The sequence below is a fragment of the Sphingomonas sp. M1-B02 genome (assembly GCF_026167525.1).
In the GTDB taxonomy this organism is placed as follows: Bacteria; Pseudomonadota; Alphaproteobacteria; order Sphingomonadales; family Sphingomonadaceae; genus Sphingomonas.
This window is the reverse complement of record NZ_CP110679.1, coordinates 3028901-3041281: the sequence shown is the minus strand read 5'-3', so window position 1 is coordinate 3041281 and position 12381 is coordinate 3028901. Positions and strand designations below refer to the sequence as shown.

Below are 12381 nucleotides of genomic sequence, written 5' to 3'. Positions count from 1 at the left end.
CCGCCGCTCTATCGCGCGCGGGAGCCCTGCGCCAGACGCCGGTTCGCCCTTGGGTTTGCAGCTAAGCTGTTCTATCGCGGCATCACGCTCACCGACGGGGAACGACGACACGTGCTGACCACCTTCCTCGCCGCTGCCGCCGGCGGACATATCCAGTTTCAGGATCTGGGGCTCAGCCCGGTCGCGCTCGATCTCGGCTTCTTCCAGATCAAATGGTATTCGCTGGCCTATATCGCCGGCATCCTGATCGGCTGGTGGTACATGCTCAAGATGCTCGACCAGCCGGGCGCACCGATGGCGCGGCGCCATGCCGACGATCTGGTCTTCTATGCGACGCTGGGCATCATCCTGGGCGGGCGGCTGGGCTATGTGATCTTCTACATGCCCGAGATGATCGTCGAGAGCCCGTGGCAGATCGTGCGGCTTTGGGATGGCGGCATGTCGTTCCATGGCGGGGTGATCGGCACGACGATCGCGATCATCCTGCTGGCGCGGAAGAACGGGCTCAACTGGCTGCGTATCCACGATTATGTCGCCTGCGTCGCGCCGATCGGCCTGTTCTTCGGGCGCCTCGCCAATTTCGTGAACGGCGAATTGTGGGGCAAGCCCAGCGACCTGCCCTGGGCAATCGTGTTCCGCAACACCGTCCAGAGCGGCGTCGCCGAGCCGTCGCGCCACCCGAGCCAGCTCTACGAAGCGGGGCTCGAGGGGCTGCTCCTGGGGGCGATCCTGTGGTTCTGCTTCTGGCGCACCGATGCCCGCTACCAGCCGGGCAAGCTCGTCGGCATCTTCATTCTCGGCTACGGCCTGTGCCGCTTCTTCGTCGAATTCTTCCGCGAGCCCGACGCGCAACTGGTCTGGCTGGTCGATGCGACCGGGCTCCACATGGGGCAGTGGCTGTGCATCCCGATGATCGTCGGCGGCGTCTATCTGATCGCCACCGCCAAGGGCCGCCGCCAGCGCGTCGAGCCGATCGCGGGTTCGGAAAGCGTCGCTTAACAACATATCGTCATCCCGGCGAAAGCCGGGATCCAGAGCCAAGAGCGACGCGGCCTGTGACCCTGGATCCCGGCCTTCGCCGGGATGACGAAGAGAAAGAAATGACGAGCAGCGACCCCCTCCTCCCCGAACGCCTCGCCCGCGCGATCACGCTCGGCGGGCCGATTCCGCTCTCGCAATATATGGGCGCGGCCAACGCGCATTATTATGCCACGCGCGATCCGCTCGGCGCGCGCGGCGACTTCACCACCGCGCCCGAAGTCAGCCAGATGTTCGGCGAGCTGATCGGCTTGTGGCTGGCCGATCTGTGGGACCGCGCCGGGCGCCCGCCCGCCCGCTATGTCGAGCTGGGGCCGGGCCGTGGCACGCTTGCCGCCGATGCTTTGCGGGCGATGGCGAAGGCCGGGTTCGAGCCGCCGGTCGATTTCGTCGAGAACAGCCCGACGCTGCGCGCCGCGCAGGCCGAGCGCGTGCCGCATGCCGAATGGTCGGTCGATCTGGTCGGGCTTCCCGACGATGCGCCGCTGCTGGTCGTCGCCAACGAATTTTTCGACGCGCTGCCGATCCGCCAGCTGATCGCCACCCAGGAAGGCTGGCGCGAGCGGCTCGTCGCCTGCCAGGACACGCTGTTCCTGCCGATCGCGGGCGATCGCAGCTTCGACATGATCATCCCCCCGGACCTGAAGCACGCCCCGCCGGGATCGATCCTCGAGACCTCCCCCGCCACCGTCGCGATCGTCCGCGGGCTGGCAGCGCGGCTGCTGGCGCAGGGCGGCGCGGCGCTGATCGTCGACTATGGTTATGAAGGCCCGGCGGTGGGCGACACGCTTCAGGCGGTGCGGGGCCATGCTTATGCCAATCCGTTCGAGGCGCCAGGCGAGGCGGACCTTACCGCGCATGTCGATTTCGGAACGCTGCGGGAAGCCGCCGAGGTCGAAGGGCTGGTCGTCCACGGCCCGGTGACGCAGGGGGCGTTCCTGACGGCGCTCGGCATCGCGGCGCGAACCGAAGCGCTCGCCGCCGCCGCGCCCGAACGCGCGGACGACCTCGCCGCCGACCGCGACCGGCTGATCGGCGAGGAGGCGATGGGCGAGCTGTTCAAGGTCATCGCGCTGACCGCGCCAGGCTGGCCGGTGCCGGCGGGGTTTGCATGATCTATCGCGACGCCCTCCCCGCCGACGGCCCGCCGCTCTCCGCAATGGCGCAGCGCTGCTTCAGCGACACGTTCGGCAGCCTCTATCGCGCCGAGGACCTCGCCGCCTTCCTCGATCGCAGCTTCGGCGCGGACGGGCTCCCCTCGCAGCTCGACGATCCGGCCTACGCCGTTCGTCTGGCGCTGGAAGGCGATGCCATCGCCGGCTTCGCCAAGATCGGCCCGGTCGTCTTCCCAGGCGATTGGGGCAGCGACGCGATCGAGCTGCACCAGCTCTATGTGCTCGGTCCCTGGCAGGGCGCGGGCGTCGCGCCGATACTGGTGGAGTGGGCCATCGCAACGGCCCGCGCCCGCAATGCCACGAGGATGCTGCTCAGCGTGTTCGTCGACAATGTCCGCGCGCAGCGTTTCTATGCCCGCTACGGCTTCGTCGAAGTCGGCAAATATGAATTCCGCGTCGGCGATCATGTCGACGACGATCGCATCTGGGCGCTCGACCTGTGAGCGACGTCGAAGTCGTCCGCGCCCGCGCGCTCGACGGCGTGGCGCATGGCTTTCTCGGCCGCAGTGGCGGGGTTTCGACCGGCATCCTCGCTGGCCTCAACGTCGGCACCGGCTCCGCCGACGATCCCGAGGCGATCGCCGAGAATCGCCGCCGCGCGACCGAGGCAGTGCTGCCGGGCGCCCGTCTGGTCACCGTCTTCCAGGTCCATTCGCCCGACGCAGTGACGGTGATCGAGCCCTATTCAGATCGCCTGCGCCCGCGCGCCGATGCGCTGGTGACCGACTGCCCCGGCTTGGCGCTCGGTATCCTCACCGCCGATTGCGCGCCGGTCCTCTTCGCCGACAGCGAGGCGGGGGTGGTCGGCGCAGCGCATGCCGGCTGGAAGGGCGCGATCGGCGGGGTGACCGATTCGACCATTTCCGCGATGGAAACGCTTGGTGCGCGGCGCGAGCGGATCGTCGCCGCGATCGGCCCGTGCATCGCCCGCGCCAGCTATGAAGTGGACGAAGGCTTCTTCCGCCGCTTCGCCGAAGCGGATCCCGCCAACGAGCGATTTTTCGCCGATGGCACGCCGGGCCACCACCAGTTCGACCTGGAGGCCTATGTCGCACACCGGCTCGCCGCAGCGGGGATCCGCACCGGCGAGATGCTCGGCGAGGATACTTATGCCCAGCCCGCGCGCTTCTACAGCTTCCGCCGCGCGACGCATGCGCAGGAGCCCGATTATGGCCGGCAGATCGCGATAATTGGTATCAGTTGAGACGTTCGGTTAGGGCGTCTCCAACGATAGATGGAGAGCCGCATGACCGACGAGACCGAAGCCGACCTGACCGGCGCCACCGCGCGCCGCCGCCCCAAGGCATCGGCCGAGCGGATCGGCGACCGCAAGCTCAAGCCCAGCACGATGATGATGGGCTATGGCTATGATCCCACGCTCTCCGAAGGATCGCTCAAGCCGCCGATCTTCCTGACCTCGACCTTCGTCTTCCCCAACGCGGCGGCAGGCAAGCGCCATTTCGAGGGCGTCACCGGCAAGCGCCCGGGCGGGGCCGAGGGGCTGGTCTATTCGCGCTTCAACGGGCCGAACCAGGAAATCCTCGAAGACCGCCTCGCGATCTGGGAAGAGGCCGAAGACGCGCTTGCGTTCTCCAGCGGCATGTCAGCGATCGCCACCCTGTTCCTGGCGATGACCAAGCCCGGCGACACGATCGTCCATTCGGGCCCGCTCTACGCCGCGACCGAGACGCTGATCGCACGCATCCTGGGGCGCTTCGGCGTCAAGTGGCTCGACTTCCCCGCCGGCGCGAGCCGCGAGGAAATCGACGCGGTGATGATCGAGGCGCGCAAGACCGGCGACGTCGCGCTCATCTATCTCGAAAGCCCGGCCAACCCGACCAATGCCTTGGTCGACGTCGAAGCGGTTGCCGCCGCGCGTGACGCGATCTTCGCCGATCTCACCGACAAGCCGCCGATCGCGATCGACAATACCTTCCTCGGCCCCGTCTGGGCCCAGCCGCTGCGTCAGGGCGCCGACATCGTCGTCTACAGCCTCACCAAATATGCCGGCGGCCATTCGGACCTCGTCGCGGGCGGCGTGCTGGGCAACAAGGCGCACATCAACACGATCCGGGCGATGCGCAACACGATCGGCACGATCTGCGATCCGCACACCGCCTGGATGCTGCTCCGCTCGCTCGAGACGCTGGAGCTGCGCATGACCCGCGCGGGCGAGAATGCGGCGAAGGTCTGCGCCTTCCTAAACGGCCATCCCAAGGTCGAGAAGGTCGGCTATCTCGGCTTCCTCGAGCAGCAGGACGACGCGCGCCAGGCCGACATCTATCGCCGCCATTGCATCGGCGCGGGCTCGACCTTCTCGCTCTACCTGAAGGGCGGCGAGACCGAGGCCTTTGCCTTCCTCGACGCGCTCAAGATCGCCAAGCTGGCGGTCAGCCTGGGCGGCACCGAGACGCTTGCCTCGGCCCCCGCGGCGATGACGCATCTGTCGGTGCCGGAAGCCCGCAAGCAGGCGCTTGGCATCACCGACAATCTGGTGCGTATCTCGATCGGAGTGGAGGATGCCGACGATCTGATCGCAGACTTCGAGGAAGCACTGAAGGCGGTTTGACGGGCAGCTAATGCAAAACCCACCCCGGCGAAGGCCGGGGCCCCGTTACCAGTCGATCTCGACGGCAGGTCGCCGTTTCGAATCCGCCGATACTGGGCCCCGGCCTTCCCCGGGGCGGCATTGTTATCAGGCCCTCAATCAGCCCCAGAGGTGGTTTCGGTAGGCAGCGAAGCAGCGCTCGCCGCAGCGCAGGCGGATCAGCGCGCCTTCGGCCATCGCGGTCGCCCTTGCCGGGTCTTCCTCGACCGCGGGGCGGATCGCTTCGCGGTTCCATTCGATGCTGTGCTTGACGTCGAGCACGGCGTGGACCGAGAAATAGCGCCGCTCCTTGCCCGAGAATCCGAGTCGCTTGAGACCGTCGGCCGTCGCCTGCGAGCGGGCCGGCGCGGTCAGTTCGATCGCGCCGAGCGCGCCGACCGAATGCCAGGCATAGCGGCGGTTTGCGGCCATCGCGGTCATCGCGTTGGCGAGCGACAGGCTTTCCCAGACCGTATTCTCGATGACCGGGTTGACCTGGAGCGTCTCGACCAGCGCGTCGAGCATCGGGCCGTGCATGCCCTTGAAGGTGCCATGGCCCATCTCGTCCCAATAGTTGCGGGCGAGCTCGAGCTTGGGACGGACCGGCAGCTTGACCTGGGTCATCGCGACGAGATCGTCGAAGCCTGCCTCGCCGGCCGCCTCCTGCTCGAAAAACCAGCGGAACTGATCGATATCGGCCTCTTCGGCGAGCCACGGAAAGAGCGGATCGTTCTGGCCCGGGCCGCTCGCCTTGAGCGCCTCGAACCAGGCGATGAAACCTTCGACATCGGTCGGCGCCGCGGCCGCCTCTTCGATCACCTCGGCGCGCAATTCCTCGAGGAAGCCGCCTTCGAGGCGCTGCATCTTGAGGTCGCGATCGAGCGTACGGCTCCAGTCGCTGGTGGGAAAGCCAGGCTCGAGTCGTTCGCGGTTCCAATGCGCGAGTCCGCGCTGGAAGCTGTCGGACAGAAATTGCGAGCCCGCATCATTTGCGAAGCCGCTTGGACGGGTAGCCATGTTGTTATTGTCTCCTGCAGGTCATTCAAACCGGCAGGAAGCCCCGATAGTTCCGCTTTTACGCATGCCACCAATGCTTCAAAAGCCATATTTAACCTATATCAATCCGTATCTTAGCCTGGGTTTATCTTGGGCCGAAGATGGGCTTCACACCCGCCCTGCGAGTATGTTAGCGCTAACGCGAGTGCAGGATAACCTGCCGGATGGAGAGCGATGTGACGGGCAAGAAGATCGATATCCTGTTGGCTGCCGGCTTGCTGGCGAGCGTGGCGGCATCGCCCGCCGCTTTGGCGCAAAGCCGGATCGAGTTGAACGACGCGGGCTATTTCGAGACGCGCGGCGTCAACGTCCTCGTCTTTTCAAACTGGTATGATGGGCTGTTCGCCGATTCGAAGATCAGCGGTGTGGAGATCATCCAGCAAGGCGAGCGCACCGCGACCAACGGCGACGTCCGTCTCTCCGCGACGCCGGGCCAATGGGACCCGATCGGGCGGATGGTGAAGCGCACCGTCGATGCGAAGACCGGGACGATCGAGGCGCTGCTCGAATATCCCGAGCACAAGTTCCAGTATCGCATCCGCGCCGAGCGCAAGCCGGACGGGGTGCATATCGCGGTGATCCTCGACCAGCCGCTCCCCGCCGCGCTGGTCGGCAAGGCGGGCTTCAACCTCGAATTCCTGCCCTCGGCCTATTTCCGCGAGAGCTACCTGGCCGATGGCAAAGGCGGCAGCTTCCCGCTCTATCCGGCGGGCGACATGGTGGCGGGCGGCGAACGCAACGCGGCGAGCGGGCGCGACATCGGCCCGGGCGCCGAGCCTTTGCCGATGGCATCGGGCCAGACGATCGTGTTCGCGCCCGAAGATCCCGCGCGGCGCGTCACGGTGCGCTCGGCGGCGGGCAAGCTCGAACTGTTCGACGGGCGCAACCAGGCGCAGAATGGCTGGTTCGTGCTGCGCAGCCTGATTCCCGAGGGCAAGACCGGCCGCGTGGTCGAATGGACGGTCAGCCCGAACAGCGTGCCCGGCTGGCTGCGCGATCCGGTGATCGGCCATTCGCAGCTCGGCTATGCGCCGCAGCAGGCGAAGGTCGCGGTGATCGAGCTCGACGCCAATGCCAAGCCCGCAGGCGTCGCCCGGCTCCTGCGGCTCGATGCGACCGGCAAGACCGTGGTCGCGCACTCGGCTACCCCCAAGCCGGCCGGCAAATATCTGCGCTACAATTACCTGAACTATGATTTCAGCCAGGTCCGCGAGCCCGGACTCTATCAGCTCGATTATGCCGGCAAGCGCACCGCCACCTTCCGCATCGCCCCCGACATTTACGACACTGCCTGGCATCCCAGCCTCGACGTCTACATGCCCGTCCAGATGGACCATATGCTGGTCAACGAGGCCTATCGCGTCTGGCACGGCGACAGCCACCGCGACGACGCCCGCCAGGCGCCGGTGAACCATGAGCATGTCGACCTCTATCGCCAGGGCCCGACCACCGACACCAAATATAAGCCCGGCGAGCATGTCCCCGGCCTCGATGTCGGCGGCTGGCTCGATGCAGGCGACTTCGACATCCGCACCCAGACCCAATATGCCGTCGTCCGCACGCTCGCTCGGATCTGGGACGATCATCAGCCGATGCGCGACCAGACGCTGGTCGATCACAATCTGCGCCATGTCGAAATGCACGTCCCCGACGGCAAGCCCGACCTGCTCCAGCAGATCGAGCATGGCGCGCTCTATCTCGCCTCGATGTACGATGCGGTCGGCTATGCGGTGCACGGCGTCGTCGAGCCCAACGTCGCCCAATATACCCATCTCGGCGACGCCGCGACGAAGACCGACGGGCTGATCTATGATCCGAAGCTGGCTTATGGCGAGCGCAAGGGCGAGCGCAGCGGCACGCCCGACGATCGCTGGGTCTTCACCAGCAAGTCGAGCGCGCTCAATTATGGATCGGCGGCGGGCCTGGCCGCGGCCGCGCGCGCCCTGCGCAGCTCGAACCCGGCGCTGTCGGAGAAAGCGCTCGGGATCGCCAAGCGCGTCTGGGACGAGGAGCATAGTCACGCTCCCCATACGTTCAGTCACGGCAACACCACCGGCGGCAAGCTCGAGCATGAGGAATTCGGCGCTGCGATCGAGCTGCTGCTGACAACGCGCGACGCCAAATATGCGGAGCGGATCGAGGCTTTATGGCCCGCGGTCTCGGGCGCGTTCGGCTATCTTGCGCCGTCGCTGCTGCCAGCGCTGCCACTGACCAGCCCGGCCTTCACCGCCAGGGTCCGCGAAGCCGCCCGCGCCTGGAAGGCCGCGCCCGCTCCCGCCAACCCGTACGGCGTGCCGATCACCGAAGGCGGCTGGGCGGGCAACGGCGCGGTGATGCAATATGGCCTGACCGACCATGCGATCGCAAAGGCCTTCCCCGAGCTCAGCGACGGCAGCCGCGTGTTCCGCGCGCTCGATTATCTCCACGGCACGCATCCGGGATCGAACCTGTCGTTCGTCTCCGGAGTCGGCACGCAATCGAAGGAAGTGGCCTATGGCAGCAACCGCGCCGACTTCTCGTTCATTGCCGGCGGGGTGGTGCCCGGCGTGCTGATCCTGAAGCCCGATTTCCCCGAGAATAGCGAGAATTGGCCCTTCTTCTGGGGCGAGAACGAATATGTCGTGAACATGAGCCCGACCTATATCGAGCTGGTCCACGCGGCGCGGGAGTTGCTTGCGAAGCAATAGGAACGGGTCAGCGCATGCCCGACGTCGCAGCATGGAGCGCCCGGGCTCGCACCACCGCCTCGTCGAGCTTCGCCGCGGTCAACGCCGCACGCAGCTTCGATCCGTCGGTGGGGCGGGCACCGGACAAGATGTCGGGAATGACTCCGCGAACCTCGTTCGAGCCGTCGGCGCGGAAGCGGACGCAATCCGGGAGTTGCAGCACCGCGCCCGAATGGCGCAGCGTCGTCGGGCTGCCGCCCCAGCTATAGCCGCAGCCGGCGCCACCGGTCCGGCCACCCAGCACCACCGCTGCCTTATTGTCCTGGAGCAACGCGGCGAACTGTTCGGCGGCCGACCAGGTCTCGCCGTCGGTCAGCACCACCAGCGGCCCGTCCCACGCGCCCTGAACATAGGGGATTTGCGCTGGATTGAAGACGTGGACGCCCCAGGGCTTACCGGCAAAGGCGCCCTGCCGCGCGTCCCCGACCAGCCCGGTGGCATAGGCCGCCTTGACGATCCGAGAGCAGCCGGTTGACCGTTCGCACGGCGTTTGCGCCTCGCGCTGCGCCGATTCGGCCTGCGCCGCCCAAGCGAGCAGCCGGGCCTTGTCCGCGCCGCGCTCGTTCGCCGCGAAGCCGAGCAGGCGGGCGCCGAGGTCGCCCCAGATCCTAGCCCAGTGCGGCCCCCGCACGAACGCCGTCGAGGCCGAGGTCAGCGTGCGGGCGCTGAGCATCCGCGCCGCAGTCTCGGTCCATTCCGATCCGCCGCCATTGTCGGCAATATCGACGAGCAGCGTCTCGGCGCCTTCGGCTTTCAACCGCGCCAGCGTCGTCGCGAGACCGCGCGTCATGGCCGCATAGGCATGCGTGACGATCCGATCGGCGCAGACCTCGTCGCACGGCGCGTCGGGCGCGAGCGCTTCCGCCGCCGCAGCCGCCTCGCACAGCACGGGATAGCCGTGCGGGTCGAACACGCCAATGCGCACCACGCCGATCCGGGTGCCGCCGCTCGCGACCAGACCCGCCGCAAACGGGCCGCTGTCGATGGCGCGATATCCCGGCAGGGTCGCCGCCGTGCCCGCCCGAACCTGGCGGCCATTATAGCCAAGCCGGGCGCACAGGCCTCCGCTTGCCGCCGGCGCCGTCGAAGCCGGGGCTTTCCACCGCAACCGGACGTGGCCGTCGCCGATACGCTCGACGAGCCGGTCGAACGCCGCCCGCGCCGCGGCGTCGCTCCCCGCGCGCTTCACTGCCGCCTCAATCTGCGCGAAGCCCTTGTCGAGCGGGACCTCGCGTTCCTGCGTCAGCCATTCAAGATTGGCGTATTTCTGATCGATTGCTTCGCGGACCTGCGCCAGGTCCTCGATCCAGGGAGTCGGGTCCCAGGCGGCCGGCGTCTCTTGCGCCCCCGCGATAGGTATATTCGCCAGCGACAAAGCCAGCCCCAATCCGGTCAGCCGATGTCCCATTCCCCACCTCGATGTGTATTAGGCATATAATGCACATGAGGGGGAAACCTGCAAGCGTACCGCCGGGCGTCAGCCGTCGCCGGCGCGCTCGATGTCGGCGCCGACGCCCTGGAGCTTCTCCTCGAGCCGCTCATAGCCGCGATCGAGGTGATAGACCCGGTTCACCTGGGTCTCGCCCTCGGCGGCGAGGCCGGCGAGGATCAGGCTCATCGATGCGCGCAGATCGGTCGCCATCACCTGCGCGCCGGTCATGCGATCGACGCCGTGGACCACCGCGGTACGTCCATGCACTTCGATGTTGGCGCCCATCCGGGTGAGCTCGGGGACGTGCATGTAGCGGTTTTCGAAGATCGTCTCGGTAAGCACGCTCGCGCCGCTGCTCATGCAGAGCATCGCCATGAACTGCGCCTGCATGTCGGTGGCGAAGCCCGGATAGGGCGCGGTCGACAGCGTCAGCGGCTTGATCCGATCGGGGGCGGCGATGCGGATCGCGCCCTTCTTCTCTTCCACGGTGACGCCGGCCTCGACCAGCGCGTCGAGCGTCGCGCGCATGTCGTTCGCGTTCGCGCCGACCAGGTCCACATCTCCGCCGGTGATCGCCGCGGCGCAGGCATAGCTGCCCGCCTCGATCCGATCGGGCATCACCTTGTAGGTCGCGCCATGCAGCCGGTCGCGCCCCTCGATCTCCAGCGTCTCGGTGCCGATGCCGTGGATCGACGCGCCCATCGCCACCAGGAGATTGCACAAATCGACGATCTCGGGCTCGCGCGCGGCATTTTCGAGCACGCTGCCGCCCTTGGCTGTCACCGCCGCCATCAGCACATTCTCGGTCGCGCCGACCGATACGACGGGGAAGCGGAAACGCCCGCCCGAAAGCCGCCCGCCCGGGGCCGTCGCCTTCACATAGCCCGCGGCCAGTTCGATCTCGGCGCCGATCGCCTCGAGCGCCTTCAGATGCAGGTCGATCGGGCGATTGCCGATCGCGCAGCCGCCGGGCAACGACACGGTCGCCACGCCGGCGCGGCCGACGAGCGGGCCGAGCACCAGAATCGACGCTCGCATCTTGCGCACGATATCATAAGGCGCGACCGTCGAACTGAGCTGGCCGGTGCGCATCGTCATCACCCGGCCGAAATCGGTGGGCCTGGTCCCCTCGATCGCGGTCGATGCGCCGAGCTCGTTAAGTAAATGACCGAAGCTGTCGACATCTGCGAGTCGGGGCAGATTGCGCAGGGTCAGCGGTTCATCGGTCAGCAACGCGCAGGGCATCAAGGTGAGCGCTGCGTTCTTCGCGCCGGAGATGGCAATCTTGCCGGAAAGGCGGTTTCCGCCGCGGATAAGGATACGGTCCATGGCCAGCTTCTAGCCCGTCGCGGCGCGCACGCAAGCGCAGCGCAATTGCGGCGAGTTGATCGACTTTAATGCATTGATTCCACTGCACTGCTTTGCATGGGACCGGGGGGAAGCGAATAGCGTGTCGGGTAGTTGTTTCGCGGATGTTCTGGGCGAGCTCGTCGATCTGACCAAGGTCGAACGGGGCGCCCTCGAAAGATTGGAGGAACGCCAGCGGCATGTGCGTCGCGGGGCGGTGCTCCAGCGCGAGAATGAGGAATGCAGCGAGCTGTTCATCCTCCGCAAGGGGCTGATGATGAGCTATGTGCTGCTCGACGACGGCAGCCGACAGATCCTGCGCTTCCTGTTTCCCGGCGATATATTGGGGGTCTCCAGCGCGATCTATGTCGAGGCGCCCGAGACGCTGGCGGCGCTATCCGACTGCGTCGTCTCACCCTTCGATCGCAACACGCTGTCCGACATGATGGTCGAGCATCCGCGGCTTGCGGCGATGATCCTGGTCTACAGCCAGATCGAGCGGGTCTCGCTCACCGATCGGCTCGCGGCGCTGGGGCGGACGAGCGCGAAGGCGCGCGTGGCGGCGTTGCTGCTCGAGCTGCGCAACCGGCTTCGCCACACCGACAAGTCGATCGTCGATGCCTTCACGTTGGGGCTGACGCAGGAAGAGATTGGCGACGCCACCGGGCTCACCGCGGTCCACGTCAACCGGATGCTCCGCCAGCTGGAAGAAGAAGGGCTGATCGGGCGCGAGGCCGGGCGGGTCACGCTGATCGACGAGCGCGGCCTGATCCGCGCGGCCAACTATGTGAATCGCTATGTGGGACTCAATCTCGCCTGGCTGCCCAAGCCGACGCGTTAGACTTGAATCCGGCTCAATGGGATTACCCCACCCCAGCGAAGGCCGGGGCCCGGTTGCAAGCGCTTTGAGAAAGCGGGATGCCGCCGTGATTCCCCCGATACTGGGCCCCGGCCCTCGCCGGGGTTGAAGATTCACTTGAGGCAAATTTTACGATAACCCCTTCGTCATAGCGAAAGCGC

The 12381-nt window shown here is 66.8% G+C and carries 10 protein-coding genes; 7 read left to right on the top strand and 3 right to left on the bottom strand.

Features of this window, described 5'->3' with window-relative positions; all coding sequences use genetic code 11:
- The first annotated feature begins 111 nt into the window (after positions 1 to 111).
- From lgt to OKW87_RS14580, 5 genes are all read left to right on the top strand, one after another.
- Positions 112 to 999: a prolipoprotein diacylglyceryl transferase gene (gene lgt, locus OKW87_RS14600; protein ID WP_265540613.1), complete on the top strand. Its 888-nt coding sequence runs from the start codon at positions 112 to 114 to the stop codon at positions 997 to 999.
- 101 nt (positions 1000 to 1100) lie between these two features.
- The gene (locus tag OKW87_RS14595; protein WP_265540610.1) at positions 1101 to 2153 is read left to right on the top strand and encodes a class I SAM-dependent methyltransferase; all 1053 of its coding nucleotides are present in this window, start codon (positions 1101 to 1103) and stop codon (positions 2151 to 2153) included.
- Entirely contained in the window at positions 2150 to 2656 is a 507-nt protein-coding gene (locus OKW87_RS14590) for a GNAT family N-acetyltransferase (protein WP_265540609.1), read from the top strand. The genes OKW87_RS14595 and OKW87_RS14590 overlap by 4 nt, the downstream gene beginning before the upstream one ends.
- Positions 2653 to 3417 carry a peptidoglycan editing factor PgeF gene (gene pgeF / locus OKW87_RS14585; RefSeq protein ID WP_265540608.1) on the top strand — a complete coding sequence of 255 codons (765 nt, stop codon included), beginning with the start codon at positions 2653 to 2655 and terminating at the stop codon, positions 3415 to 3417. Before OKW87_RS14590 ends, pgeF begins: the two co-directional genes overlap by 4 nt.
- A gap of 42 nt (positions 3418 to 3459) precedes the next feature.
- On the top strand, positions 3460 to 4782 hold the full coding sequence (locus tag OKW87_RS14580) for a cystathionine gamma-synthase family protein (protein ID WP_265540606.1): 1323 nt from the start codon (positions 3460 to 3462) through the stop codon (positions 4780 to 4782).
- Positions 4783 to 4920: 138 nt separating this feature from the next.
- On the opposite strand, the gene OKW87_RS14575 is transcribed toward OKW87_RS14580, so the two are convergent.
- Positions 4921 to 5817, bottom strand: coding sequence for an iron-containing redox enzyme family protein (locus OKW87_RS14575; protein WP_265540604.1), 897 nt, complete (start codon positions 5815 to 5817; stop codon positions 4921 to 4923).
- A gap of 203 nt (positions 5818 to 6020) precedes the next feature.
- On the opposite strand from OKW87_RS14575, the gene OKW87_RS14570 reads away from it, so the two are divergent.
- Positions 6021 to 8543, top strand: a complete 2523-nt coding sequence (locus OKW87_RS14570; RefSeq protein ID WP_265540602.1) for a glycoside hydrolase family 9 protein — start codon at positions 6021 to 6023, stop codon at positions 8541 to 8543.
- Positions 8544 to 8550: 7 nt separating this feature from the next.
- Here OKW87_RS14570 and OKW87_RS14565 read toward each other — a convergent pair whose 3' ends face one another.
- Positions 8551 to 9990 (bottom strand): S41 family peptidase, encoded by a 1440-nt coding sequence (locus OKW87_RS14565; protein WP_265540600.1) that lies wholly within the window; start codon positions 9988 to 9990, stop codon positions 8551 to 8553.
- Between the two features lie 69 nt (positions 9991 to 10059).
- Positions 10060 to 11343, bottom strand: a complete 1284-nt coding sequence (murA, locus tag OKW87_RS14560; protein ID WP_265540599.1) for a UDP-N-acetylglucosamine 1-carboxyvinyltransferase — start codon at positions 11341 to 11343, stop codon at positions 10060 to 10062.
- 121 nt (positions 11344 to 11464) lie between these two features.
- Here murA and OKW87_RS14555 point away from each other — a divergent pair, with 121 nt between their 5' ends.
- A complete protein-coding gene (locus tag OKW87_RS14555) occupies positions 11465 to 12202 on the top strand; it encodes a Crp/Fnr family transcriptional regulator (protein WP_265540598.1) in 738 nt (245 codons plus the stop codon).
- Positions 12203 to 12381: the final 179 nt, after the last annotated feature.